This is a genomic window from Bradyrhizobium sp. Ken01 (assembly GCF_055807355.1).
In genome coordinates, this window is record NZ_JBVVPC010000003.1 from 234,642 (window position 1) to 260,670 (window position 26,029).

The following is a 26,029-nucleotide window of genomic DNA, read 5'->3' on the forward strand; positions in this document are numbered from 1 at the left end:
CGAACATTAGTCGATGCTGGCGGTCGCCTCAACGTGCCACACACTCAGTGTCATCGCCCGATTTAATCGGGCGATCCAGTATTCCAGAGACAGCGATGGGATGCGGAGAAGCCGCGGCGTACTGGATGCCCGCTTTCGCGGGCATGACGGCGGAGTTTGCCGAAGCGGTATCCGCCCCTTACCGCAGCGGCTTCTTCAGCAGCGAGAAGCGGTCCGGATCCAGCCCCATCGATGGTTGCAGCATCGGGGCTTCGACGTTGGAGAGCGTTTTCGCGGGCGGCGCCGAGAATACCGGATCGTTCGGCACGTCGCGCTGCGAGGTGGCACCACGCCAGCGCTCGAGCACGGCGCCGACGAAATGCATGTCGTGACCGGAGGTGACGGACGGCACGCTGCTGATGGTGGCTTCGCCGCGCGGCAATTGATGCGGCGGCACCTCCTTGAAGCGCAGCCGCGTCGGCAGCGCGACACCTTCGCCGAAGGCCAGCACTTCGCGGGTGCCGAGCGAGGGCACGAACGAGAGCAGGTTCGCGGCCGCGTCCGACACCGCGGCGCGCAGCAGCGCCTGGTCGCGCTCGTTGGCAAGGCGCATCGTGAACAGCGTGTTGCACTGGGAGATGATGGTGGCGTCGAGCTCGGCCGGACGCTGGGTGATGAGGCCGAGATAGACGCCGTATTTGCGGCCTTCCTTGGCGATGCGCGACACCGCCTTGCGGGTCGGCCCGAAGCCGACATTGCGATCGGCGGAGGCATAACGGTGAGCCTCTTCGCAGACGAACAGCATCGGCGAAACGCCGTCGCTCCACAGGCCGAAGTCGAAGGCCATGCGGCAGAGCACCGAGACGACGGAATCGATGACCTCGGCCGGGAAGCCGGCGAGCTGCATCACCGTCATCGGCTTGCCGTTGGCCGGCAGGCGAAACAGATGACTGATCACCTCGGCCATGGTGTCACCGCCGACATTGGCGTTGTCGAACATGAAGGCGTAGCGCGGGTCGTTGCGGACCGCCTCGATGCGGGAGATCAGCTTGTGATAGATGATGCGCGAGGAGCGGTTCTCGAGCTTGCCCATGCGCTCGTCGATCAGCGACATCAGATCGACCAGGCGATAGGGCACCGGCGTATCGACGGTGTAGCCGATCTGCTTGGGATCGATGCGCTTCAGGCCAATGCGGTCGGCGTTCTGGTACTGGGTGTAGACGCCCTTGGCGAGCGGAATGACCTCGGCGAGGACGTCGAGCTCCTCGGGCACGCCGGCGCGGCCACCGAACAGCACGTCGACGATTTCCTCGAAATTGAACAGCCAGAACGGCAGTTTCAAATTGCGCGGGTTGAGCACCAGCGCGCGGTCGCCGAAACAGCGGCCATATTCGTTGTGCACATCGAGCAGGAAGATGCGCAAATTCGGGCGTGCCTTGAGGATCTCGTTGAGCAACAGCGACACGCCGGTCGATTTACCGACGCCGGTCGACCCCAGCACGGCAAAGTGCTTGGAGAGCATTTCCTCGATGTCGACATAGGCGACGACGGAGCTGTCCTGCTGAAGGAAGCCGACATTGATCTGGTCGGAACCGGTGGGCGCGTAGATCGTGCGCAGCTCTTGGCTCGTGATCAGGTCGACGGAATCGCCGATGGTTGGATAGTTGGTGACGCCGCGCTGGAATTTGGCCTTGCCGGTCGCGTTGAGGATTTCGCCCAGCAGGTCGACCGAGGCGATGGCGATCAAATTGTCGTTGCTCGAGAGGTTCTCGCACGACACCTCGGTAATCATCGCGACGATGACCGAGCTGGCGCAGCGTATGCTGACGAAACGTCCGACAGTGGCCCGAACTTCCGAGACCGGCATCCGGCTTTCAGCCAGCAGCCCGACCCGGGCGAGCGACCCGCGAACTGAAATCACGCGTCCAAAGGATGTCACAATGAATGAACCTGGCAAGAGCAACGGGTTGTCCTGGACTATGCACGGCCGTCGCTGGACAAACGGTTAAACGGCAGGCGCCGGCGCTTCGTTAAATCCGCGACAATTCGGGTGAGAAGTTTGTTCCCAATGCATACTTTCAGGCAGAAGTGGCCGGAAAATGCTGCTTTTTCCCGGCCGGCGGGGCTTGGGAGTGTTTAAGGAAGATTTTACCATTCAGGCAGTCGATCGCCCGGGGGGACGGATCGTCATCCCGAGTGGGCCGTCATTCGCTCAGAGAGGCGACTTTTGATTTGTTGACGAGACCTAATCATTTGTACATTAGTACAAATGAATCGGCGGCCTCGGTGCCGCCCACCGGCGCGTGAGCGGATTGCAGCCTGCGCCGGATCGCGGGGATCCGGTCCAGCGGATCGCAAGCCACGTCTTGGAGGACACCATGCAGCCCGAACCGATCCTCGATCTCGCTCATCTCGGCCACATGGAACTGCTGACGCCAAAGCCGGACGAGAGCCTGAAATTCTTCGTCGACGTAATGGGCATGACCGTCAGCGGACAAAAGGGCGACTCGGTCTATTTGCGCGGCTGGGACGATTACGAGCGCTATTCGCTCAAACTGACGGCGTCGAAGACATCAGGCATGGAGCACATGGCATTGCGCGCGCGCAGCCAGCAGGCGCTTGAGCGACGCGTCGCGGCGCTGAAGGGGTCCGGTTTCGACATCGGCTGGATCGACGGCGACATGGGGCAGGGGCCGACCTTCCGCTGCCGCGATCCCGATGGCCACATCGTCGAGCTCTATTACGAGACCGAATGGTATCAGGCGCCGCCCGAGCTGAAGCCGGCGCTGAAGAACCAGGCGCAGCGCTTTCCCGCGCGCGGCGTCAACGTCCGCCGCCTCGACCACCTCAACTGCCTCGCCACCGACATCAAGGCCAACCGCGAGTTCTTCGAGAACTATCTCGGCTGCCGGCTCACCGAGCAGATCGTGCTGAACGATGGCCGCGAAGCGGCGATGTGGCTGACCATGTCGAACAAGAGCTACGATTTCGCCTATTCGCTCGACCATTCCGGCACGCCCGGCCGCTTCCACCACGTCACCTACGCGCTCGACAGCCGCGAAGAGATTCTTCGCGCCGCCGACATCTTCCTGGAGAACGGCATCCACATCGAGACCGGGCCGCACAAGCACGCGATCCAGCAAACCTTCTTCCTCTATGTCTACGAACCCGGCGGCAACCGCGTCGAGGTCGCTAATGCGGGCGCGCGCCTCATTCTCGCACCGGACTGGAAGCCAATCGTGTGGACCGAAGAAGAACGCAAGAAGGGGCAGGCGTGGGGCCTGAAGACGATCGAGTCGTTCCATACGCACGGCACGCCGCCGGTGGACGTGAAGAAGCACGCTTAATGTGCTGAGGTCCGGAGGCGCGTGACTGTCTCGCGCACGCCGGTCCATGCCGGCCTGTCCGGTGCGAACTGCTTGCGCAGGAAGGTGACGAGTTCCGCGACCTGCCCATCGCTCATGCTGTTCTTGAAGGCCGGCATGTAGCCGAGATCGCTCGACACCGGCTCGGCGATGCCGTGCAGGATGATCTGTACGAGATTGTCCGATGTCGCGCTGTGCAGATTGCTGTTGAGCGCGAGCGAGGGGCGGCTGCCGAACAGCGGCAGGCCGCCGACCTCGTGGCAGACGGCGCAGGCGCCCTGATAGAGTCGCGCGCCGGTTGAGGACGCCATCCCGACTTGCGTTGAAGCTTCAAGCTTCAGAGCAATCGCATCCTGGGCTTTCCCGTCGGTCGCGGCATCATTGAACGAGTTGAGATAGACGGCCATGGCGCGGATGTCCTGCTCGGGCAGGGCCGCGAGATCCCTGACGATCGGCGCCATCGGTCCGGCGGCGACACCATGGTATCGCGAGTGGCCCGTGCGCAAATAGGCGAAAAGCTCGTCCTCGCTCCATGGGATCGGCGCATGCGAGAGCGAGGTCAGCGGCGGCGCCTCCCAGCCCTCCGCAAAGCCGCCGGCGAGATAGGCGCCACGCTGCTCGGCGCCGAGCGCGTTGCGCGGCGAATGGCAGGCGCTGCAATGGCCGAGACCTTCGACGAGATAAGCGCCGCGATTCCAGACTTCGGACTTGGCAGGGTCGGGCTTGAACTCCCGCGTCTGGTGGAACAGCGCATTCCATCCGGCAAGTAGCGGACGGAGATTGAACGGGAAGGCGAGCGTATTCGCAGGCTGCGTCGTGCGCACCGCCGGCTGTGCCATCAGGTAGGCATAAAGCGCCTGCATGTCGGCGTCGCCGGTCTTCGAAAAATGCGTGTAGGGGAAGGCGGGATAGAGTTGCCGTCCGTCGCGATGCAGCCCGTCGCGCATCGCGCGCTCGAACGCTGGATAGGACCAGGCGCCGATGCCGGTCTCGACGTCGGGCGTGATGTTGGTCGCGTAGATCGTGCCGAACGGCGTCTCCAGCGCGCGGCCACCGGCGTTGAGCGCGCCGCCGATCATGGTGTGGCACTCCGCGCAATTGCCGAGTGCGGCCAGTTGTTGCCCGCGCGCGATCGTCGCTGCGGAATAGACCGATGGGTCAGGCCGCGCGATCGGCGCGATGGCGCGGCCAGGCAAAAGAGCCGCGCCGATGCTGATCGCCGCGGTGCAGATCGCCGCGATGGTCGCGAAGATGCCGGCGCGTTTGGCGAACGGATTCTCCCAGATACGGGACGGTTGTGGCGCAGGCGGAGCGGGCAGCGCCTGCGGCGTGGCCGGTGCGCCGCCGTGCAGCCCCTTCAGGATGCGCTCGGGCGTGAACGGCGGCTCGCGAAATCGCACGCCGGTGGCATCGAAGATCGCGTTCGCAATCGCAGCCGCACTCGGGACCGAGGCGGATTCGCCGACGCCGAGCGGCGGCTGGTCCGGCCGCGGCAGCAACAACACGTCGATCTTGGGCACGTCAGGGAAGGGGATGATCGGGTAGGCGCCCCATTCCCGCGCCACGACTGCGCCGCGCTCGAACGAGACCTCCTCCATCAGCGCGCGGCTGGTGGACTGGATGACGTTGCCGTGGATCTGATGGCGCACGCCGTCCGGGTTGATCATGAGGCCGGAATCCTGGCCTGCGACTACTCGCGTGACGCTGACCTCGCCGGTCGCCTTGTTCACGGCAACGTCGGTGACCCAGGCCGACCACGCCGCGCCATAACCGGGAAATTTGCTGTGGACATAGAGCGCATAGGCAAAGCCGCGCCCATGCACGATCTCGCCGTCTTTCTCTTCTCGCACCGGCCGCGGCGTCCAACCCGCCCGCTCGGCGACCGCATGGACGAGATCGACGGCACGCTGGTCCTTCAGGTAACGCAGACGATATTCGATCGGGTCGACGCCGGCCTCGGTCGCGGCTTCGTCGATATAGGATTCATGCGCAAACGTGTTCGGCAGGGCCGAGACGCCGCGAAACCAGGACGCGCGCACGATCGGCGCCATGTCGTGGGCGACGACGCGCATGTGCTCGTAATCGTAAGGCGGGACCGCGGTCCGGTCGCCCATCTGGAGGACGTCCGGCTTCGGCGATATCCGCCCCGTCAGCAACAGCGCCAACGTCGGGGCGGCATTCGACGGATAGCGCGTGGCAAGATCGTAAGCAGCGACGTTGCCCGCGGCGTTCAGGGCGCCATTGACGTCGATGAGCTGCGCGGTGCCTTTGGGCTCCCAAGCGTGCTCCTGCTGCCGCGTCAGCTGCACGCGCACGGGCCGGCCGACCGCGCGCGAGAGCAACAGCGCGTCCGCGGTGACATCGTCGGCGCAGTTGCGGCCGTAGCAGCCGGCCGCTTCCAACCTGATGACCTCGATCTCGCTCTCGGGACGCTCGATCAGCAGCGCCAGGTCGCCGCGCAGCAGGTGCGGATTTTGCGTGCCCGACCAGACGCGGATGTTGCCGTCCTGGAAGTCGGCGACCGCGCAGGATGGGCCGATCGAGGCATGCATCTGATATGGCCAGACGTAAGTGCGCTGCATCGGCTTGGCCGCGCCGGCAATGGCGGCATCGACGTCGCCCTTGTCGATCAGCGTGCGCGGCGTCGACGGGTTGGCGCGAAGCGCCGTCTCGACGTCGGCGAGATCGGCCAGTTCAGGCGTCGGTCGCCAGCTCACCGCAAGCTGCTCGGCCGCACGGATCGCGTTCTCCTCGCGCTCCGCGACGACGCCAACGAAATCGCCGATGCGCACGACGGCTATGATGCCGGGGATGTCGCGCACCGAGGATTCATCGACCGAAATCAGGCTGGTGCCGACGAACGGTCCGGCGTCGACGCCGGCATAGGGCGGACGCACCACGCGGCCGTGCAGCATGCCGGATACTCGGACGTCGTGCACGAAGGTCAGCTCGCCCGTGGCCTTGGCAGGCAGGTCGACGCGGGGCATCGATTGGCCGACAATGGCGTAATCGCCGACCGGCTTGAGGGCGACGTCGTCGGCAAGCTCGAGACGAACGGTCTCTCCGCCGATCAACTCCCCATAGCTGACGCTGCGATTGTCGTGCCCGCGCACGAGGCCATCTTCGATCCTGAGATCGGCTGTCGGCAGCTCCAGGCGCTCGGCCGCACGTGCGATCAGGAAGTGACGCGCCTGCGCGGCGGCTTTGCGCAGGGGAACGGCGGTGATCTGGATGGTCTCGCTGGCGATCGTGGCGCCCTGGTTTGGCACCGTTGCGGTATCGCCGAGCACCACGACGACGCGGGCAAAGGAGACGTCGAGCTCTTCAGCCACGATCTGGCCAAGCGCCGTGCGGATGCCGGTGCCGAGATCGACATGACCATTGTAGGCTGTGACCGAACCGTCCGCGGTGATGCGGACGAAGGTCTCGGATGTGCTCGCGTCCACGATGCGGACGACGACGAGCGAGCCGGATGGCAGCTCAGCTCCGTGCGAGGCAGGGGAGGTCATCAGTCACCGGCCTTGGCGAGTTGGCCAGACGCACGCATGACGGCGCGAAGGATTTCGATGTGCGTTCCGCAGCGACAGAGATTGTAGCGCAGCGCCGCCAGCGCCTCCTGCTCGGTGGGCCGCGGGTTGGTCGCAAGCAGCGCCTTGGTGGTCATGATCATGCCGTTGAGGCAATAGCCGCATTGCGCGGCCTGTTCGTCGATGAAGGCCTGCTGCACCATATCCGGCTTGTCGTGGGTACCGAGCCCCTCGAGCGTCACGATGTCGCGGCCGGCGCAGCCACTGATCGGAATCACGCAGCAGCGCGCCGCCGCGCCATCGATCAGAACAGTGCAGGTACCGCATTCACCGAGGCCGCAACCATATTTCGGACCGTTGAGCGCGAGATCGTTGCGCAGCACGTAGAGCAGCGGCGTGTCTCGCGCCGCAGTGATCTCGTGGATCCTGCCGTTCACGGTGAGGCGGATCGGTTTCTGCGTCATCCTCGTTCCCAAGTCGAGTCGTTGAGCGCCGTGGCCAAAGCTTCGCAAAAATTCCACGTGCGCTCAAAATCTACGTTGCGACGATACCGTTTGTACACAAACGTGCAAGCCGTGCATGCCGCAGTGCAGCGCGAATGCCTTCTTTGTGGACAGGGCGGATAGGCAAATGATTTTATGCGGCAGGCGTATGTTTTGCGCCGCACCCCCGCTTGACAGCCATCGGGAGGGCGCGCAACATCGTTCGTGTACAAATGATAACTGCACTGTCGGCTGGCTTTGACATGGTGACTGAACCTACGAGCGCCGCCATCGACAAGATCCGCTGCGATGCGTGTCCGGTGATGTGCTACATCAAGCCGGGCGCGGCGGGCGCCTGCGACCGCTATGCCAATCACGAGGGCAAGCTCGTCCGCGTCGATCCGCATGTGATCCTGGAGCGCACCGTGTCGCATGGCGGCAAGCTCGTTCCGTTCAGCCGCACCGAGGATTGGGACGGCAAGATCGTCCACGAGCCTTCCACCTTTGTAACGGCGATCGGCGCGGGTACGACCTATCCCGACTACAAGCCGGCGCCGTTCATCGTCTCGGCGGAGGTCGACGGCGTCGACATGGTGACTGTCGTCACCGAGGGCATCTTCTCCTATTGCGGCATCAAGGTGAAGATCGACACCGACCGCTATCTCGGGCCGGAGACCGCGACCGTCCGTGCACAAGGCGAGGCGGTCGGTCATGTCACCACCAGCGAATACGGTTCGCAGATGCTGTCGCTCGGCGGCGTGCACCATCTGACCGGCGGCTCCAAGAAGGAAGGCCGCGTCACCTGCGACACGTTGATGGACCTCGCAAATTGCAAGGCGGTCGAACTTACCATCGACGGCGGCGCGAGCGTGGTGGTGCAGGCCGGCCAGCCGCCGATCGTTAACGGCATGAAAGAAGAGCGCATGCGCGTCGGCTGCGGCTCGGCGACGATCGGCATGTTCGCCAAGCAATGGCACGGCAAGGTCGACGAGGTCGTCGTGGTCGACGACCATATCACCGGCGTGCTCTCGGAGCACCAGGCCGGCAAGCTGCTCGACATCGCCGACACCGGCATCAAGATGAAGGGGCGCCGCTCGACGCCCGGCCGCTATTTCCAGGTCGCCGATCCCGGCACGGGTTGGGGCGGCACCAATATCTCCGATCCGCTCGCAATCCTGGGACCGTTCGATGCGAATGAGGCCAAGCCTGGCCTCTCGATGCTGATGGTATCCACGACGGGCGAACATTCCTCCTATTATGTGCTCGACGAGGCCCTGAAGCCGGTCGAGACCGAGATGCCTGATGTCCTCAAGTTTTCGGTCGAGCGCATTCAGGAGAATTGCGAGCCGGCGCTGTGTACGGTGCTGTTCATGGCGGGCGCCGGTGGTTCCTTGCGGGCGGGCGTGACCGACAATCCTGTGCGGCTGACCCGCTCGGTGAAGGACGCGCTGACGCGCGTCACCAGTGGTGGCGCGCCGGTCTATGTCTGGCCGGGCGGCGGCATCACCTACATGGTCGACGTGACGCAGATGCCGGCGGGGGCATTCGGTTACGTGCCGACGCCCGCGTTGGTCGCGCCGATCGAATTCACGATGAAGCTGTCGGACTATGCGGCGCTCGGCGGGCACATGGATTATGTGAAACCGCTCGCCGAAGTTCAGCGTGGCGACGACGTCCGCCAATTGCCCTGGCAAAACCCGATCCCGGGACCTCGGGCATGACAAGGCTCCCGCAAATCGCGTTGCTGTCAGATGGCCGGCGGCTGCATTTGCAGGATGGACCGATTGATTTGATCGTCGAGGCGAGGGGAGAGCCGAGCGAGGTGCGTGCAGCCTATGAGGCGGCCGCCCGGCGCTTCACGGGATTACTCGACGAGCTCTGCGCGGAACTGCCGGAGTTGCGGGCTGCCGTCGAGGGGCGGACCTCGCTGGTAGGCGTCGTGGCGCGCCGCATGCACGCCGCGGTCGCGCCTTATGCCGCTGATGACTTCATTACGTCGATGGCGGCGGTTGCCGGCGCCGTGGCGGAGGAGATTCTCGGCGCAATGCTGAACGCTGCGGCGCTCGATCGAGCCTATGTCAACAATGGCGGCGACATTGCCCTGCATCTCGGCGACGGCGAGCATTTTTCGGTCGGTCTGATGGACCGGCCCGATGGCGACGGCGTGATGCGGACAATCAGGGTGGATGCCGATGATCCCGTGCGCGGCATCGCGACCAGTGGACGGCACGGCCGCAGCTTTTCGCTCGGGATTGCCGATGCGGTGACCGTGTTGGCCGGAACGGCGTCGCAAGCCGACGCGGCCGCGACGATCATTGCGAATGCCGTCGATCTGCCGGGGCATCCCGCCATCATCCGAAAGCCAGCCAGCGAGCTTCAGCCCGACAGCGATCTCGGCGCGCGGCTCGTGACCCGTGACGTCAGTGAATTGTCGCAGACCGAGATCACCACCGCGCTGGAATCTGGCGCGGAATGTGCACGGCAATTATTCGATCGCGGATTGATCGAGGGTGCCGTGTTGCAGCTTTGTGCTGATATGCTTGTCATCGGGACCAAGGATATTGAACGGCAACGATCGCGCCCGCTTGTGCTGGAGAACGCGGTTGATGCCTGAACAGGGAAGCGGCTTGAGGAAACAATCATGAGCGCGATCATCCGCAAGATCGTCACCGTCGTCGAAGAGACGCAGATGGAGATGGGCCGCCAGGTCTCGCCGCCGACGCGGCGTGCGGCGGCGATCGCCGTGATCGAGAATCCGTTCGCTGGAAAGTATGTCGAGGATCTCTCGCCGCTGATCGCGATTGGCGAGGAGCTCGGCGAGCTGCTGTCGAAGCGTGCGGTGGCGGCGCTCGGCATCGACGGGTCCAAGGCGCAGAGTTATGGCAAGGCTGCGGCCGTCGGCGAGAACGGCGAGCTGGAGCATGCCGCCGCCATCCTTCACCCAAAAATGGGCGCGCCGGTCCGTAAAGTGCTGGGCAAAGGCGCTGCGCTGATCCCGTCGTCGAAGAAGCGCAGTGGACCCGGCACGACGCTGGACATTCCGCTGGGCCACAAGGATGCGGCCTTCGTGCGCAGTCATTTCGACGGCATGGAAGTGCAGATCAACGACGCGCCGCGCGCCAACGAGATCATGGTCGCGGTCGCCGTCACCGACAGCGGCCGTCCGCTGCCGCGCGTCGGCGGGCTGACGGTTGCGGAGATCAAGGGCGAAGACGGACTGCGTTAATCTTTTCAGAAAAGTGGAGGTTGGGATGCGAGCAAAGAACTATTTTGTCGGCGCGGCGTTCGCGCTGTTGGCAAGCGGCATGGCTCATTCGGCCCTGGCGCAGGACATCAAGATCGGCGAGATCAACAGCTATTCGCTGCTGCCGGCGTTCACCGAGCCCTATCGCAAGGGCTGGCAGCTCGCGGTTGAGGAGATCAACGCGGCCGGCGGCATCAACGGCAAGAAGCTTGTCGTCGTCTCCAAGGACGACGGCGGCAAGCCGGCGGATGCGCAGACCGCGGCCAACGAGCTGGTGTCGAGCGAGGGCGTGGCGATGCTGACGGGTACGTTCCTGTCGAACATCGGACTTGCGGTCAGCGACTTCGCCAACCAGAAGAAGGTGTTCTTCCTGGCGGCCGAGCCTCTGACGGACGCCATCACCTGGTCGAAGGGCAACAAGTACACGTTCCGACTGCGTCCTTCCAATTACATGCAGGCGGCGATGCTGGTGGAAGCAGCCAGCAAGCTACCGGCAAAGCGCTGGGCGACGATCGCGCCGAACTATGAATACGGCCAATCGGCGGTTGCCGTATTCAAGAAGCTGATGTCGGAGAAGCGGCCCGACATCCAGTGGGTCGACGAGCAGTGGCCGCCGCAGGGCAAGATCGACGCCGGTCCGGTGGTGCAGGCGGTTGCCGCGGCCAATCCGGAAGCGATCCTCAACGTCACCTTCGGCGCGGATCTCGTCAAGCTCGTGCGTGAAGGCAACACCCGCGGCCTGTTCAAGGGACGCGAGGTCGTCTCGTTCCTCACCGGCGAGCCCGAATATCTCGACCCGCTCAAGGAGGAGACGCCCGAGGGCTGGATCGTCACGGGGTATCCCTGGTACTCGATAAAGACGCCCGAGCATGACGCGTTCCTGAAGGCCTATCAGGCCAAGTACAACGACTATCCGCGCCTCGGCTCGATCGTCGGCTACCAGACCATCAAGTCGGCGGCGGCGATCCTGGCGAAGGCCAATTCGACCGATCCGGAGAAGCTGATTACTGCGGCGGAAGGACTGTCGATGCCGTCGCCGCTGGGCGAGATCACCTTCCGCAAGATCGATCACCAGTCGACGCTCGGTGCCTATGTCGGCAAGACCGCGCTGAAGGACGGCAAGGGTGTCATGGTGGACTCGTCTTACAAGAAGGGCGCGGATTATTTGCCGAGTGATGCCGAAGTCGAGAAGCTGCGTCCGAAGGATTGATCTCCGCTGCCGTAGGGTGGGTTGGCCGGAGGCGTAACCCACCACTTCGGTGCCGCACGACAAGAAGGTGGGTTACGCTTCGCTAACCCACCCTACAAGGTCAGCGCTTCCCGCGGGGTGCGCACTGAAACCCAACCCGGACCGCCGATGGCCTTTTACGTCGTACAGTTTCTGACCGGTCTCGCCAGCGCAGCGTCGCTGTTCCTGGTGGCGTCGGGCCTGTCGATCATCTTTGGCGTGACGCGGATCGTGAATTTCGCGCACGGTGCGTTCTACATGATCGGCGCCTATATCGCCTTCACGCTGACGGAGCGCCTATCGGGGACGTTCGGCTTCTGGGGCGGGATCGTCATCGCGGCGCTTGCCGTAGCGGTGATCGGCGTCATTGTCGAGATGGTGCTGCTCCGGCGCATCTATCACGCGCCCGAGTTGTTCCAGCTGCTTGCGACCTTCGGCCTGACCTTGATGGTCGAGGACCTGGTCGTCCTGATCTGGGGCCCGGACGATCTCGTCGGGCGCCGTGCACCCGGCTTCAAGGGGGCGATCGACTTTTTCGGCCAGAACATCCCGAGCTATGATTTGTTCCTGATCGTGCTCAGTCCGGTCGTGCTCGGCATTCTCTGGCTCCTGTTCCAGCGCACGCGCTGGGGCGTTCTGGTGCGCGCAGCGACACAGGACCGTGACATGGTCGCAGCGCTCGGCGTCAACCAGAAATGGCTGTTCACGAGCGTGTTTGCGGTCGGCGTTTTCCTCGCCGCTCTCGGCGGTGCGCTCCAGATCCCGCGCGATGCCGTGCATCACGCGATGGATCTGCGCATCATCGTCGAGGTTTTCGTCGTCGTGGTGATCGGAGGCCTCGGCAGCATCATCGGCGCTTTCGTCGCGGCGGTGCTGGTCTCTGAGCTCAACGCCTTCGGCATCCTGATCTTTCCAAAGATCTCCATCATCCTGGTCTTCCTGGTGATGGCAGCGGTGCTGATCGTGCGGCCCTGGGGCCTGTTCGGCAAACCTGAGGCCCCCGCGCGCAAGACGCCGGGCCTCACGGTCAATCCGTGGCGACCGCTGACGTCGAATGAGCGGCTGGCTGCGCTTGCAGCGCTCGTCATCGCGGCGACGCTGCCGCTGTTCGCCGGCAACTATGCGCTCACGGTCAGCTCGGAGATCGCGATCTCAGTCATCTTTGCCGTCAGCCTGCACTTCCTGATGTCGGTCGGCGGGCTTGCCTCCTTCGGCCATGCCGCCTATTTCGGCCTCGGCGCTTACGGCGTCGCTTTCCTCGCCAAGATGGCGGGACTGCCGATGATCGTCTGCCTGTTGCTCGGGCCGCTGCTGGGCTGCATGGGCGCTGCCGTGTTCGGCTTCTTCGCGGTACAGCTCTCGGGCGTCTATTTCGCGATGCTGACGCTCGCCTTCGCGCAGATCGTTTGGTCCATCGCGTTCCAATGGGTGAGCGTCACCGGCGGCGATAACGGCATCCTGGGCGTCTGGCCGGCGAGCTGGGCGGCGAGCCCATCGCATTTTTATTGGCTGTCGCTCGGCGTTGCGGCGCTCGTGACGATCGCGCTGCGGGCCATGGTGTTCTCGCCGTTCGGCTATGCGCTGAGGGCGACGCGCGACTCGCTGCTGCGCAGCGAAGCGGTCGGTATCAACGCCAAGCGCATCCAGTGGACGGCCTTCGTGATCGCGGGCACGACCGCGGGCATCGGCGGCGCGCTGTTCGCCTATCTCAAGGGCAGTGTCTTCCCGGACAATCTCGGCATCTCGCTCTCGGTCGATGCGCTTGTCATGGTGCTGCTCGGCGGCGTCGAGACGGTGTCGGGCGCGGTGATCGGCGCCATCGTCTACAAGGCCTTGAACATCTGGCTGGTCAGCCAGACCGATTTGTCAAAACTCGTGCTCGGCGGCTTCATCGTTCTGATCGCCGTCGTCTTCCCCAAGGGCATCGTCGGCATGCTGGAGAGACTGGCGCAGCGCCGCAGGAAGGTATCGCCGCCCGGGTCACCCTTGCTTGCCAAGCCGATCGAGTCCGCCGAATGAGCGTCGCCCCCCCACTTCTCGCGGTCGAAGGCCTGACCAAATCCTATGGCGGCGTCCATGCCGTGCGCGGCGTCTCGTTCTCGCTGCGATCAGGCGAGATCCTGGCGCTGATCGGACCGAACGGCGCGGGTAAGAGCACCTGTTTCGACATGCTCAACGGCCAGAACAAGCCTGATACCGGCCACGTCCGCCTGCTCGGCGAAGACACAACCGGCAGGAAACCGCGCGAGATCTGGCGGATGGGCGTGGGCCGCACCTTCCAGATCACCGCGACTTTCGCGACCATGACGGTGCGGGAGAATGTGCAGGTCGCGCTGATCTCGCACGGCAAGCAATTGTACAATCTTTGGGGCTCGGCGCCGAACTTCGACCGCGGCGAAGCCGGGCGACTGCTCGAGCTGGTCGGCATGGGCGGCTATGCGGATCGCCCTTGCGGCGAGCTTGCCTATGGCGATCTCAAGCGGCTCGAGCTTGCCGTCGCGCTCGCCAACCAGCCAAAGCTGCTGCTGATGGACGAGCCGACCGCCGGCATGGCGCCGCGCGAGCGCGTCGACTTGATGCGACTGACCGCGCAGATCGCCCGGGAAAAATCGATCGGCGTTCTCTTCACCGAGCACGACATGGACGTGGTGTTCGAGCATGCCGATCGTATCATCGTGCTCAACCGCGGCACGCTGATCGCCGAGGGCTCGCCCGCCGAGGTCCGCGGCAATCCGCAGGTGCAGGCGGTCTATCTCGGCGAGGGCCTGCTTTACGAGGCCGGGCATCGCGAGGGAGCATCGGCATGAAGCTCACGGTGCAGGACCTCAATAGTCACTACGGCCCGGCCCATATCCTGTTCGACATCGGCTTCGAGGTCGGCGAGGGGGAAGTCGTGGCGTTGCTCGGCCGCAACGGCGCCGGCAAGTCGACGACGTTCCGTTCGATCGTCGGACTTGTCGCGCAGCGCTCGGGACGGATCATGTTCGAAGGCAAGGACGTCTCGGCACGTCCCACACATGAGATCGTGCGGGATGGGCTTGGCTACGTGCCGGAGGAGCGGCGCATCTTCACTGATTTGACGGTCGAAGAGAATCTGGAGGTGGGCCGCCAGCCGAAGCGCCCGAACGCGCCGCACTGGACCCGCGACAAGCTGTTTTCGTTGTTCCCAAACCTCGGCGAGATGAAAAATCGCCCGGGCGGGCGCATGAGCGGCGGCGAGCAGCAGATGCTCACCATCGCACGCACACTGATGGGCAATCCGTCGCTGGTGCTGCTGGACGAGCCCTCGGAAGGCCTGTCGCCGAAGATCGTGGAGCAGATGGTCGATGCCATCCTGACCATGAAGAAGGAGGGCGTCAGCATCGTCGTCTCCGAGCAGAATCTGCACTTTGCGCGGCTGATCTCCGATCGCGCCTATATCATCGAGCGCGGCCGCATCTGTTTCGGCGGCACCATGGCCGAGCTCGACGCGCGTCCGGATATCCGCGACGCACATTTGTCGTTGTGAAGGCAAAGGGCAAGGGTATCGAGCGGATGGCGAGAAGCGTCGCGGCGAAGAAAAGCGTCAAACCAGCAAAGCCGCCTTACGTGCTCGATGAGCAGATTGGCTTCATCCTCCGCCAGGTCTGGCAGCGCCACAGCGCGATCTTCTCTCGCGAGATCGGCACCAATATCACGCCGACGCAATGGGCGGCGCTGTCGAAGCTTGCCGAGGCCGGGCCATGCTCGCAGAACCAGCTTGGACGCCTGACGGCGATGGATGTGGCGACCATCAAGGGTGTGATCGATCGTTTGACGGCGCGCGGCCTGACCGAAACCAGCCAGGATCCCGAGGACGGACGGCGGCTGCTGGTCAGCCTGACGCGCGCGGGCCAGCAGCTGGCGGAAAAAGTCGCGCCGAATGCGCTCGCGATCACCCGGGAGACGCTGGCGCCGCTCGAGGCAAAGGAGCGCGAGATGCTGATGGCGCTGTTGAACAAGCTGCGGTGAGGCGCGACTAACCTCGATGAAGGTCTTGTCGAGGTTTTTCGGTATGAGAGCGGCGACGCAGTTTGCGATGGTTCTGAATATGAGTGCGGTGCTGGCGGGCCAGTGTGCTCCAGCCCTGGCGGCGCAAGCCTATGAGGGGTTCTGGGCGTCAACCAAAAAGGACTGCCGCGACCAGGACAGCGCCAACCGCATGAGCATCGAGGGCGGCAACCGCCTCTATTGGTACGAGACCAGGTGCCGCGCCAGCGAGATCACCGCCGACGGGAAGCTCAGCTGGAAAATGAAGCTCGCCTGCGAAGGCGAGGGCGAGAAGTATCGCTCTAGTCCCCGGGTCTCCATTGCCGCGGATGGCAAGCTGGTGATGGACAACAGCCCGGTCGGGCCAGGCAAGCGCCAGACCTACGTGCGTTGCGAAATCGCAAAGCGCCGTTGATTGGGTGATCAGCTTTTCCCGAGGGACCGCGCGGAGCGGCGAACCGCTCCGGCTGCGTCACTTCGCCACCACCTCTGGCACCCGGCCGGCCGGCGGGGTGTTGCGGCTGCGCTGCGTGCGCACGATACCATCGATGATGGTCATGCCGATGCCGGGGAGGTCGCCGAGCTGGACGCTGTCCAAAATGTTCTTGCCGGCCGAATGCTGCGCCTTGTCCATGATGACGAAGTCGGCGGAACGGCCGACTTCGATGAGGCCGCAATCGAGCTCGCGCATCCGCGCCGTGTTGCCGGTGGCAAGGCAAAACGCGACCTCGGCCGGTAGGTCGCCAAGCGAGGACAGCATCGACACCATGCGCAGAATGCCGAGCGGCTGCACGCCGGAGCCGGCCGGCGCATCGGTGCCGAGGATGACGCGGTGCAGATCGCCCATCTCGCGCGCAATGCGCAACGTGAACAGCGCCGAGCGCTCATTGCCGTTGTGCACGAGCTCGAGGCCGCGCTTGCAGCCCTCGCAGATGCAGCGGATCTGATCGTCGGGAAGCGCCGTGTGGCCACCATTGATGTGGCCGACCACATCGGTGTCGGCCTCCAGCACCACGTCCTTGTCGATCAATCCGGAGCCGGGGATCGAGGGACCGCCGGTGTGGATGGTGCTCTGGATGCCATATTTGCGGGCCCAGCCGACCATTTTTCGCGCCGTGGGGCCGTCCTTGACGCCGCCCAGGCCGACTTCGCCGAGCAGCTTGACGCCGGCTGCGGCCAACTCCTTGAAGTCCTCCTCCACCATCTCGCATTCGATCACAGGTGCGCCGGCGTGAACCTTCACCCCGCCGGGCCGCAGATTCCAGAATGCGCGCTGTGCGAAGATGGCCATCGCCTTCAACCCGACGACGTCGCGCGGGCGGCCGGGCATATGCACTTCGCCGGCGGAAATCATCGTGGTGACGCCGCCATGCAAATTGCTGTCGATCCAGCCGATCTGGTTCTGGCGCGGCGTCCAGTCGCCCGCAACAGGGTGGACATGGCTGTCGATCAGGCCGGGCGCCACCGTGGTGCCGTTGGCCTCGACGATGGTGGTCGCGCCTTCGGTGTTGAGGTCCTTGAAGCGGCCGATCGCGGTGATCTTGCCGTTCTCGGCGACGATGGTGTCGCCGTCCAGGATCGGCTTTTCCAGCGCGCCGGACAGGATCAGGCCGATATTGCGGATCACGAGCTTCGAGGGTCCGGTGGCCTGGGGTGCGTCATGCGCCATGGAATGGGTCCTTATCCTTAACTGCAACGCTTCCGATCTTGGGCAGCCTTGACCGCGGGATCAAGCCGGATTATTCATTAGTATACAAATGATCGTGTACAAACGACGCATAGCTGCCGCCTTGAAAACCGCCACGACGCGCCACGGAAGGGTGAGATGAGCAATTTCAATCAGGAAGCCGTTTTGAGCGTCCACCACTGGACCGACACGCTGTTCTCCTTCAAGACCACCCGCAGCCCGACCTTCCGCTTCCGCAACGGCGAATTCACCATGATCGGGCTCAAGGTCGGCGAGAAGCCGCTGCTGCGGGCCTACAGCGTCGCCAGCGCCAATTACGAGGACACGCTGGAGTTCTTCTCGATCAAGGTGCCGGGCGGCCCGCTCACCTCCCGGCTCCAGCATCTGAAGGAAGGCGACGAGATCATCGTCAGCCGCAAGGCCACCGGCACGCTGGTCATCGACAATCTGGAGGACGGCCGCAACCTCTACCTCATCGGCACCGGTACGGGCCTTGCGCCGTTCCTGAGCGTGATCAAGGACCCCGAAACCTACGAGCGGTTCGAGAAGGTCGTGCTGCTGCACGGTTGCCGGCACGTCAAGGAGCTCGCCTATGGCGAGATGATCACCGAAACGCTGCCCAAGGACGAGCTGATCGGCGAGTACATCCGCAATCAGTTGATCTACTATCCGACCGTGACGCGCGATCCCTTCCGCAATCGCGGCCGCATCACCGACCTCATCACCTCGGGCAAGCTGTTTTCCGATATCGGCCTGCCGGCACTTGAAGCCGCCCACGACCGCGTCATGATCTGCGGCAGCCCGGCGCTGGTGGCGGATACGCGCGTGCTCCTCGGCGAGCGGGGGCTTGTCGAGGGCAATCACGGCGAGCCGGCCCAATTCGTGGTCGAAAAGGCCTTCGCCGAACGCTAGGCCCGGAATTTTCACGCAATAAGACCGTATTTTCGCCGCCGGACGCCCGTTGCGGCGCCGATTCGGCGCGCGATACACTGCGGGAGCGAATCAGCGGAGTTCCCACATGGTTGCGGACAGCGACAGCAACATCGCCTGGCACCGGGTTCAGTTGAAGAAGAACCGCGCCGAGCTGAAGGCGCTCGAGACCGCGCGCTTCACGATGGGCGAGATCGCGTCTTCGAAGCGGAACGGCCAAACCCAGAAGGCGGTCGGGGAACTCAAGCGCAAGATCGCGCAGTCCGAGCGCGCCATCGCCGATCACGACAAGCGCACGCGCCGTCCGCTCACTACCGACCTGCAGAGCCTCAGCAACGGCAGCTGGAGCAATTGGGACGCTTACACCAATCAGCAGCAGCGCAAGATCGGCCCGCGCTCACCGGGGCGGGGGTAGACTCGTCGTCGCTACGCCTGCGCTGCCGAAGCGAAGTTCCGTACCCCTTGCGCGGGCAATGACGCGCACCATTTCGGTGAGGCGCCATCAACCGCTCCGGTGATCACATGGCACCACGCCTCGATTTCACCAGCGAGGCTTTCTTTCGCGATCCGCCCAAGGCGATCGCAACGTTGCGCATGTCCGGTCCTGTGGTCGCGGCGCGATTTCCGTTCGTCGGGGATGTCTGGATCACCACGACCCATGAGGCCACGGCGCAAGTCCTGAAGGACGGCACCAGTTTCACGCTGCGCAAGGAGGATGGCAACGTCGCAGGTTTGCGCTGGTGGATGCCGAACTCCGTTAGAACCATCGCCAACAATATGCTGACGATGGACGAGCCCGACCACACAAGGCTGCGCAGCATCGTGGACGAGGCGTTCCGGCTCCGCGCGATCGTCGCGATGGAGCCGCGCATCCGCGCCATCGCGGACGGTCTCGCCGACGAGCTGTTCTCGGCGGGAAGCCCGGCCGATCTCGTGCAGCGCTACGCCCGCATCCTGCCGCTCGCGGTGATCTCCGAGCTGCTCGGATTGCCGCTGGCCGATCGCCCTCGCTTCATCGCCTGGGCCAATACGATGTCCTCTCTCACGAACGTTGCCAGCTTCTTCCGCCTGCTGTTCGCGTTCCGCAAGATGCGAGCCTACCTCGAACGGCAGTTACAGATTGCGCGCGTGCGGGGCGGCGAGGGCCTGATCGCGGAGCTGGTCCAGGTCGAGCGCGAGGGCGGCCAGATCACGCCGGACGAAATGGTGTCGATGGTGTTCCTGCTGCTCGCGGCCGGCTCCGAGACCACCACGCATCTCATCAGCGGTTCTGTCTACGAACTCCTCAGAAATCCCGGCGTCCGCGACTGGCTGGCCCAGGACTGGAGCCGCGTCGGGCTCGCGGTGGAGGAATTCCTGCGCTTCGTGTCGCCGGTGCAGTTCTCCAAGCCGCGCTATGTGAGGCGGGATATCGAGCTCGCGGGCGTGCGTCTCAACAAGGGCGATCGCGTCATGGTGATGCTCGCCGCCGCGAACATGGACCCGGCGATGCATGAGCGTCCCGAGAGCCTCGATCTCGCGCGCAAGCCGAACCGTCACATGTCCTTCGGAACGGGCATCCATTTCTGCCTCGGTCATCAACTTGCGCGGATCGAGGCCGCGTGCGCTCTGGAAGCGCTCTTTGTGCGATGGCCAAAACTTGGCTTTGCTGTGGACGTGTCTCAGATCCACTGGCGCAAGCGACCGGGCATGCGCGCGATCGCGAACCTCCCTGTCGTGCCGGACGGTCACGGAGCAGCTGGATCGATGATGGTTCGTTCCCAGCCAGCGGGTTACTGAGCCTTATACCCTTGCGGAATTTCTCTGCATTCGTCGGTAGGAACGGCATGCCGTTGCTCTGGTTGTTTTTGCGACATCAAAAGCCGCGATGAGTTCCTCCGGTCGATGTCGCAGACCAACAACAGGAGACAGCATCATGACCGGCAAGATGCCACCTGTTCCCGCCGAGAACCAAAGCCCGAAGGGAACCGGCGACAGCAAGCAAGTGTCCTCGAGTGCCCCGCGCGGCCAGCAGCGTGCGCAAAATCCGGACCAGCAAGGGCAGCAGGGCAACATCAAGCAGAACACCAGCAACCAAGGTCATCAGCAAGATCGCTGAGGAGCGGATCTTCATGTCGACATCAACCAAAACACCGAACAGCATCCGTCAGGGCGGACCTGGCGCATCGCATGAGAATGCGAAGGCACCGCTCGAAGTGAAGAAGCCACCGGCGGACGACCCGCAGCGGAACCACAGCCGTGTCTCCGGCGGAGGTGGCGAGCACGATTCACACCACAGGCATGACGAGGCCGGAAAAGGCGGAGGCAGGTGAGACATGACCAATAAGCAACCCAAACTCTACGCACCGACCGAAAAGGATCTGCGCGAAAACCCGCTCATCGGCGGATCGAAGGGCGCAACGATGGCCGGTATCTCGCCTGAGGACCTCGAGGACGCGCTGGGCGAGAACACGATCGAAGGCGACGTCGAGAACGATGTGAACGCCGCTGGCGGCATCGACAAGGACGTCGCACGCAGTGGCGCGCGCCGACGAGACCGATAGCTCCGGAGGACGAGCATGCAAGGCAAGAAGACCCACGAGCAACAGGTTCGCATCCTCGAGCGCAAGCCGGATGTTCCAGACGCGCGCGAGCTTGAGCGCGCCCTCGGCCACAATCCGGAGGACACGGCCGTCCATCGCGCGCGACCTGAGGCGCGGCAGAGTGAATTTCCGGTGAGTCGGGGCGGCCTCAACCAGGAAAGCGACCACAACAAGCACAACGATTCCGGCCAGAGCGGCCACAAGCCGCCGAAACCGACGCCGGCACAGCAGAAGCACTGAGCTTCACGGCTATCAAAGCAAGAGGAGAAAAAGATGCCAGGTGGTCATGGCAGCAAGACGCATTTCAGATCGGGCATGCACGGCAAGGGCGACGGCACCGGCGCCATGACGGACGTGCCCAAGGACAAGATCGGCGACAACATGGTCCTGTCCAACCGCGACAAGAAGCGGCATTCCGACATTCGCGGCATGGACGGCAAGGCGATCCAGACAGATCAATATCAGGATCACTCGGCCAACCGGCTCGACGAGGAGCCGGGCACCGACGAGACGTGAGAGCGGCGTTCCTCCCGGCTAAACTCGCGGACCGGTCTTCAGCCGGTCCGCTTTTTTGTCGATGCCATCTCGCGTTCCCAGCCGAACACGGAGCGGCCGTCGAGATCGGGTGAGGCGGCACGCTCGCCGGTGATGAACGCATCGACCGACGGCCCGCGCGCGGTGCGCTCCAGCCGCCGGGCCTGGTCGTCGAGGCGCTTGATGGCCTGCATCTCATCCTCGCGCCCGAGCTTTGCGTTCTGGATCGCCCCCTTCAGCACGCGAATAGTTTCGTCGTAGACCTTGATCGGAACGGGGTAGGGGTGCCGGTCCTTGCCGCCATGGGCGAGCGAGAAGCGGGCGGGATCGTTGAAGCGGTAGGGCGCGCCGTGCACCACCTCGGCCACCATCGCCAGGGAACGGACGGTGCGCGCGCCAACGCCGGGCGTCAGCAGCAGCTCCGGAAAGTCGACCGGGCCGCGCTCGGCCGCGGCCGCGAGTGTGCCGTGCAGGCGACGCGCGAACACATCCTTCGGCCGGACGTCGTGATGCGCGGGCATGATCAGGTGCGGCAGCATCCCCTGCGCGGGCTCGGGCGCAGTCCCGGTCAGCCGCTCGAATTCTGAAAGGATGCGGTCCGGGCCGAGATCGCTCAGAAGCTCGAGCTGCGCGGCGCGCGAGATCTCGGCGCGATGGTCGGTGAGATTGACGATCTCGCCCTGCAGCGGCCCGTCGATCGCGCTGTGCGGGGTATCGACAAAACTCTTCAAGGCCTCGGAATGCCAGTGATAACGGCGGGCCTGCCGCTTGTCGCCGTTCATGCCCTGCTGCACCACAGTCCATTTGGCGTCGGAAGTGACGAAGAACCCGTGGAGGTAAAGGTCAAAGCCGTCCTGGACCGCCGCGCTGTCAACCTTGGCCACGAGGCGACTCGCACGCGTGAGCTTTGCGCCGTCGAAGCCGACGCGATCGCCGAGCTGCATCAGTTCGTCCGGGGTCTTGCGCGAGTGCTGGCCACGGCCGCCGCAGACGTAGATTCCGAGCTCATCCTGGAGCGGTCCCAACCCGCGCTTCAGCGCCCCGATCACGGAGGTTGTGATGCCAGAGGAATGCCAATCCATCCCCATCACGGCGCCGAAGGACTGGAACCAGAACGGGTGCGAGAGCCGCTGGAGGAATGCATCGCGTCCGTAGTGATGCACGATCGCCTGCGTGACGATCGCGCCGAGCGAAGACATGCGGGTCGCCAGCCAGGGTGGAACCCGGCCGGTGTGAAGGGGAAGATCGGCGCTGCCGGTCCGTCGAGTCATGATTGACCAGAAATAGCGCAGTTCGGCGATGATTGCACCAGAGGGATGCTGCATTGCACAGAGCGGGGGAGCGAACCACGCTGTAATGCGTTGAGCGGCAAGCGCGAATGCAAATGCGGGGACTTTAATGAATCGGCAGACCATTTTGGCCGACATCGACAGGATGTTCGGGTGGATACCGTCGTGGTTCGTCGGCCTCTGTCTGGTCGCTGGCGCTATTCTGATGGCCCTGTCGATCTATCGCCTCTCGGTTTGGCTGTTCAACCGCGCCTTCGGAACCCGTCTCCCGCTCGTGAGCGTGTTCATCGCGCGCACGGCGGGCCCTGCTCAGTTGGCCCTCAGTCTTGCCGCCGTAGCCTTGGTGCTGCCGCTCGCGCCGCTGGACGATGCCTTCCGCACGCCGCTGACGCGCCTGTTCGTCGTCGCCTTCATCGCGCTGATCGGCTGGATCTCGATCCGGATCGTCGATATGAGCGCGGCACGGTATCTCCTGAACTTTCGCGACGTCACCGAGAATTTTGTCGCGCGCAAGCACGTCACCCAGGTCCGCGTCTTCAAGCGCGTCGCCGATATCATCATTGTCATCATCACGGTGTCGACCGCGCTGATGACGTTCGACTCGGTCAGGCAATATGGCGTCAGCCTGTTCGCCTCCGCCGGTGCCGCGGGTATCATCGTTGGTCTTGCCGCCCGGCCGCTGCTGAGCAATTTGATCGCGGGCATGCAGATCGCGATCACCCAGCCGATCCGCATCGAGGACGCCGTCATCATCGAGAACGAGTGGGGCTGGGTCGAGGACATCGCCTCGACCTATGTGGTGATCCGGCTGTGGGACTGGCGCCGTATGGTGGTGCCGTTGTCCTATTTCATCGAAAAACCATTCCAGAACTGGACCCGCGACACCGCGTCTTTGATCGGCGTGATTGCGCTCCACGTCGATTATCGTGCCGACGTGCCGCGGATCCGGCGCTGGCTGGAAGAAGCAGTGAAGGAGTCCAAGCTCTGGGATGGCGAGGTGGTCAATCTCCAGGTAGTTGACGCGGATTCGCGCACCATCGAGCTCCGCGCCCTCGTCAGCGCCAGGAATGCGCCGCAGTCCTGGGATTTGCGCTGCGAGATGAGGGAGAAGCTCATCGCCTTCATCCGCGACGAGATGCCGGAAGCGCTGCCGCGCGAGCGCGCGATCCTGATCCCGTCCGGAGGAGGCGAGGATGACGCCGATTTCGTGCGGCGTGCCGCGCCGCCGGAGATGATGCGGGCGAGCGCACGCAATTGACCTACTTGCGCGTCGCCTTCGTAGCGCCGCGCAAGCCTGCCCCCGCTACTGGATCGTGTCCAGCGCGCCGGTCCTCTTGCGAAGCACCTCATTGCGCTCGGATGTCGGCGGCCTTCAGCACCGGCTCCCATTTGGTTGCCTCGGCATGCATGTAGGCGTCGAATTCCCTCGACGAAGAACCGACCGGGGCCGCGCCGATCTTGCCGAGCGTCGACAGTACGTTCGGGTCCTGCAACGCCGCCTTCAGATCGGTTTCGAGCTTTGCCACGATCTCCGGCGGCATTTTCGCCGGGCCGAGAACGCCCCACCAGACGGAGACGTCGTAACCCGGCACACCCGACTCGGCGATGGTCGGAACATTGGGCAGCGCCTTCGAGCGCTCGGCCGAGGTCACCGCGAGTGCGCGCACCGGGCCGCCTTCGATCTGGCTGATGGCCTCCGCAAGTGGATTGATGCTGAGCGGGATGTCGCCGGCGATGACGGCGGTTAGCGCGGGCGCGCCGCCCTTGTAGGGGATCGCGACGATCTTGGTGCCGGACATGTATTTCAATAGCTCACCGGCAAGATGCGCAGAGGTGCCGTTGCCGGACATACCGTAGGAGAGCTTGTCAGGGTCCTTCTTCGCCGCAGCAAGGAGATCGCCGAGCGTCTTGTAGGGGCTGTCCTTGGCGACGACGATCGCGAGCGGTGAGGAGGCGACCTCGGTGATCGCGGTAAAATCCCTAAACGTATCGTAGGGTACGCTCGGATAAATGAACTGATTGAGGGGATGACCGCTCGCGACCAGGATCAGCGTGTAGCCGTCGGGGGCGGCCTGCGTCAGGGCCTGCGAGGCGACGATGCCGCCGGCGCCGGGGCGGTTGTCGACCACCGGCTGCTGGCTCCAGGTCTTCGCCAATGCCTGTGCGAGCGTGCGCGCGAGCACGTCGACCGCGCCGCCGGCCGCGTAGGGCACCAGGATGTGAACCGGCTTGCTCGGATAGTTGTCGGCGGCCTCGGCGCCGCCGCCCGCCAGCAGCAGACCGGCACCCAGCATCAAGCCGCCGATCTTCTTGTTCAAACCCAGCATTTTCCAGCACTCCTTGCGAGCATTGCGTGCCGTCGGTCTTTCGAGCCGTCCGGACGCCGCCCACGGTTTTTGTTGACGAGACCTGATCTTTTGTACGATAGTACAAATCACATGATGCGCAACCCCGCCAGCAAGGAAACGGCCCGCAAGCCGAACATGCGCGAGGCGATTCTCGCCGCGGCCGAGGAGTTATTCGCTACCAACGGCTTCAACGCCGTGTCGGTGCGCGATATCGCGCAGGCCGCCGGCGCCAATCCCGGCAGCGTCACCTATCATTTCAAGACCAAGGACGGCCTGCTGCTGGAGATCTACCGGCGCCATTGCGGGCCGATGAACTTGCGTCGTTCCGAGCTGCTCGCGGCCGCCAAACGCGTGCGTGATCTCCAGGACCGGCTCGAAGCAGTGGTGCGGGCCTATGTCGTGCCGGCCTTCACCTCGGGCAGCGATCTTGCCGGGGGTGGGGCGCGGTTCACGCGGCTGCGCGCGGTGATGTCTGCGGAGGGCAACGAGGTCGCGCGAAAAATCATCGCGCAGACTTTTGACGACACCAGTCACGCCTTCATCGACGCGATCCACGAAAGCCTGCCGCACGTTCCGCGCACCGATATCGTCTGGCGCAGCCACTTCCTGCTCGGCGCGCTCTACTACTCGCTGGTGACGCCGGATCGCGTCTCGCGCCTGTCGCGCGGCGAGGCCGACGGCAGCGATGCCGCAAGCGCGATCGAGCAATTGGTGCAAGCCACCGTGGCCGCGTTCCAGGCGCCGGCGCTCGATCAGGCTGGGCCGGCACGGCGACGGCCGGTCGTCGGCAGCAAGACTTAAAGACACGATCTGGTTCGGCGGTTTA

Annotated in this window: 26 protein-coding genes; 20 read left to right on the forward strand and 6 right to left on the reverse strand. The window is 64.3% G+C overall.

The annotated features are described in order from the left end of the window. Window positions 1-178: 178 nt before the first annotated feature. The gene (locus AC0L3S_RS05075; protein ID WP_007592463.1) at window positions 179-1,918 is read right to left on the reverse strand and encodes an ATP-binding protein; all 1,740 of its coding nucleotides are present in this window, start codon (window positions 1,916-1,918) and stop codon (window positions 179-181) included. A gap of 439 nt (window positions 1,919-2,357) precedes the next feature. On the opposite strand from AC0L3S_RS05075, the gene AC0L3S_RS05080 reads away from it, so the two are divergent. Continuing rightward, window positions 2,358-3,326, forward strand: coding sequence for a catechol 2,3-dioxygenase (locus tag AC0L3S_RS05080; protein ID WP_473257671.1), 969 nt, complete (start codon window positions 2,358-2,360; stop codon window positions 3,324-3,326). On the opposite strand, the gene AC0L3S_RS05085 is transcribed toward AC0L3S_RS05080, so the two are convergent. Both AC0L3S_RS05085 and AC0L3S_RS05090 read right to left on the reverse strand, forming a co-directional pair. Beyond that, window positions 3,323-6,853, reverse strand: a complete 3,531-nt coding sequence (locus AC0L3S_RS05085; protein ID WP_473278303.1) for a molybdopterin cofactor-binding domain-containing protein — start codon at window positions 6,851-6,853, stop codon at window positions 3,323-3,325. The two genes, AC0L3S_RS05080 and AC0L3S_RS05085, sit on opposite strands and share 4 nt — an antisense overlap. Then, window positions 6,853-7,335 (reverse strand): (2Fe-2S)-binding protein, encoded by a 483-nt coding sequence (locus AC0L3S_RS05090; RefSeq protein WP_473278304.1) that lies wholly within the window; start codon window positions 7,333-7,335, stop codon window positions 6,853-6,855. Before AC0L3S_RS05090 ends, AC0L3S_RS05085 begins: the two co-directional genes overlap by 1 nt. Window positions 7,336-7,616: 281 nt before the next feature. Between AC0L3S_RS05090 and AC0L3S_RS05095 the strand changes: the two genes are divergently transcribed. The 9 genes from AC0L3S_RS05095 to AC0L3S_RS05135 all read left to right on the forward strand — a co-directional run bounded on the left by AC0L3S_RS05095 (window position 7,617) and on the right by AC0L3S_RS05135 (window position 16,248). Further along, complete coding sequence (locus AC0L3S_RS05095; RefSeq protein ID WP_035974002.1) at window positions 7,617-9,074, forward strand: hypothetical protein; 1,458 nt, start codon at window positions 7,617-7,619, stop codon at window positions 9,072-9,074. Continuing rightward, complete coding sequence (locus AC0L3S_RS05100) at window positions 9,071-9,967, forward strand: UPF0280 family protein (RefSeq protein WP_473278305.1); 897 nt, start codon at window positions 9,071-9,073, stop codon at window positions 9,965-9,967. Before AC0L3S_RS05095 ends, AC0L3S_RS05100 begins: the two co-directional genes overlap by 4 nt. Before the next feature lie 27 nt (window positions 9,968-9,994). Then, complete coding sequence (locus AC0L3S_RS05105) at window positions 9,995-10,579, forward strand: amino acid synthesis family protein (RefSeq protein ID WP_354103794.1); 585 nt, start codon at window positions 9,995-9,997, stop codon at window positions 10,577-10,579. Between the two features lie 25 nt (window positions 10,580-10,604). After that, window positions 10,605-11,807 (forward strand): ABC transporter substrate-binding protein, encoded by a 1,203-nt coding sequence (locus AC0L3S_RS05110; protein WP_473278306.1) that lies wholly within the window; start codon window positions 10,605-10,607, stop codon window positions 11,805-11,807. A gap of 147 nt (window positions 11,808-11,954) precedes the next feature. Then, on the forward strand, window positions 11,955-13,844 hold the full coding sequence (locus tag AC0L3S_RS05115; protein ID WP_473278307.1) for an ABC transporter permease: 1,890 nt from the start codon (window positions 11,955-11,957) through the stop codon (window positions 13,842-13,844). Next, the gene (locus tag AC0L3S_RS05120) at window positions 13,841-14,632 is read left to right on the forward strand and encodes an ABC transporter ATP-binding protein (protein WP_473257653.1); all 792 of its coding nucleotides are present in this window, start codon (window positions 13,841-13,843) and stop codon (window positions 14,630-14,632) included. Before AC0L3S_RS05115 ends, AC0L3S_RS05120 begins: the two co-directional genes overlap by 4 nt. Further along, window positions 14,629-15,333 carry an ABC transporter ATP-binding protein gene (locus AC0L3S_RS05125; protein ID WP_027569464.1) on the forward strand — a complete coding sequence of 235 codons (705 nt, stop codon included), beginning with the start codon at window positions 14,629-14,631 and terminating at the stop codon, window positions 15,331-15,333. The genes AC0L3S_RS05120 and AC0L3S_RS05125 overlap by 4 nt, the downstream gene beginning before the upstream one ends. Window positions 15,334-15,359: 26 nt before the next feature. Then, on the forward strand, window positions 15,360-15,815 hold the full coding sequence (locus AC0L3S_RS05130; RefSeq protein ID WP_473278308.1) for a MarR family winged helix-turn-helix transcriptional regulator: 456 nt from the start codon (window positions 15,360-15,362) through the stop codon (window positions 15,813-15,815). 43 nt (window positions 15,816-15,858) lie between these two features. Further along, window positions 15,859-16,248, forward strand: a complete 390-nt coding sequence (locus tag AC0L3S_RS05135; protein ID WP_473257648.1) for a hypothetical protein — start codon at window positions 15,859-15,861, stop codon at window positions 16,246-16,248. A 57-nt stretch (window positions 16,249-16,305) separates the two neighbouring features. On the opposite strand, the gene AC0L3S_RS05140 is transcribed toward AC0L3S_RS05135, so the two are convergent. After that, on the reverse strand, window positions 16,306-17,502 hold the full coding sequence (locus tag AC0L3S_RS05140) for an amidohydrolase family protein (RefSeq protein ID WP_018459312.1): 1,197 nt from the start codon (window positions 17,500-17,502) through the stop codon (window positions 16,306-16,308). A gap of 156 nt (window positions 17,503-17,658) precedes the next feature. On the opposite strand from AC0L3S_RS05140, the gene AC0L3S_RS05145 reads away from it, so the two are divergent. The 8 genes from AC0L3S_RS05145 (at window position 17,659) to AC0L3S_RS05180 (ending at window position 21,548) form a co-directional block, all read left to right on the forward strand. Then, on the forward strand, window positions 17,659-18,432 hold the full coding sequence (locus AC0L3S_RS05145; RefSeq protein WP_473278309.1) for a ferredoxin--NADP reductase: 774 nt from the start codon (window positions 17,659-17,661) through the stop codon (window positions 18,430-18,432). A gap of 106 nt (window positions 18,433-18,538) precedes the next feature. Beyond that, complete coding sequence (locus AC0L3S_RS05150) at window positions 18,539-18,865, forward strand: hypothetical protein (RefSeq protein ID WP_473257645.1); 327 nt, start codon at window positions 18,539-18,541, stop codon at window positions 18,863-18,865. 107 nt (window positions 18,866-18,972) lie between these two features. Then, window positions 18,973-20,229 carry a cytochrome P450 gene (locus tag AC0L3S_RS05155; RefSeq protein WP_473278310.1) on the forward strand — a complete coding sequence of 419 codons (1,257 nt, stop codon included), beginning with the start codon at window positions 18,973-18,975 and terminating at the stop codon, window positions 20,227-20,229. Between the two features lie 136 nt (window positions 20,230-20,365). Then, window positions 20,366-20,548: a hypothetical protein gene (locus AC0L3S_RS05160; RefSeq protein ID WP_473278311.1), complete on the forward strand. Its 183-nt coding sequence runs from the start codon at window positions 20,366-20,368 to the stop codon at window positions 20,546-20,548. 13 nt (window positions 20,549-20,561) lie between these two features. After that, entirely contained in the window at window positions 20,562-20,762 is a 201-nt protein-coding gene (locus AC0L3S_RS05165; RefSeq protein ID WP_007592432.1) for a hypothetical protein, read from the forward strand. A gap of 3 nt (window positions 20,763-20,765) precedes the next feature. After that, a complete protein-coding gene (locus AC0L3S_RS05170) occupies window positions 20,766-20,993 on the forward strand; it encodes a hypothetical protein (protein WP_473278312.1) in 228 nt (75 codons plus the stop codon). A gap of 15 nt (window positions 20,994-21,008) precedes the next feature. Beyond that, window positions 21,009-21,272 (forward strand): hypothetical protein, encoded by a 264-nt coding sequence (locus AC0L3S_RS05175; protein WP_007608913.1) that lies wholly within the window; start codon window positions 21,009-21,011, stop codon window positions 21,270-21,272. A gap of 33 nt (window positions 21,273-21,305) precedes the next feature. Further along, window positions 21,306-21,548: a hypothetical protein gene (locus AC0L3S_RS05180; RefSeq protein WP_473278313.1), complete on the forward strand. Its 243-nt coding sequence runs from the start codon at window positions 21,306-21,308 to the stop codon at window positions 21,546-21,548. A gap of 38 nt (window positions 21,549-21,586) precedes the next feature. Here AC0L3S_RS05180 and AC0L3S_RS05185 read toward each other — a convergent pair whose 3' ends face one another. Next, window positions 21,587-22,837, reverse strand: coding sequence for a DUF763 domain-containing protein (locus AC0L3S_RS05185; RefSeq protein WP_473258369.1), 1,251 nt, complete (start codon window positions 22,835-22,837; stop codon window positions 21,587-21,589). Between the two features lie 127 nt (window positions 22,838-22,964). Between AC0L3S_RS05185 and AC0L3S_RS05190 the strand changes: the two genes are divergently transcribed. Continuing rightward, window positions 22,965-24,113, forward strand: a complete 1,149-nt coding sequence (locus AC0L3S_RS05190) for a mechanosensitive ion channel family protein (RefSeq protein ID WP_473278314.1) — start codon at window positions 22,965-22,967, stop codon at window positions 24,111-24,113. Window positions 24,114-24,201: 88 nt separating this feature from the next. Here the strand turns inward: AC0L3S_RS05190 and AC0L3S_RS05195 are convergent, their stop codons facing one another. Then, window positions 24,202-25,182: a tripartite tricarboxylate transporter substrate binding protein gene (locus AC0L3S_RS05195; RefSeq protein WP_473278315.1), complete on the reverse strand. Its 981-nt coding sequence runs from the start codon at window positions 25,180-25,182 to the stop codon at window positions 24,202-24,204. Window positions 25,183-25,293: 111 nt separating this feature from the next. On the opposite strand from AC0L3S_RS05195, the gene AC0L3S_RS05200 reads away from it, so the two are divergent. Continuing rightward, window positions 25,294-26,004 (forward strand): TetR/AcrR family transcriptional regulator, encoded by a 711-nt coding sequence (locus AC0L3S_RS05200; RefSeq protein WP_473278316.1) that lies wholly within the window; start codon window positions 25,294-25,296, stop codon window positions 26,002-26,004. Window positions 26,005-26,029 lie beyond the last annotated feature (25 nt).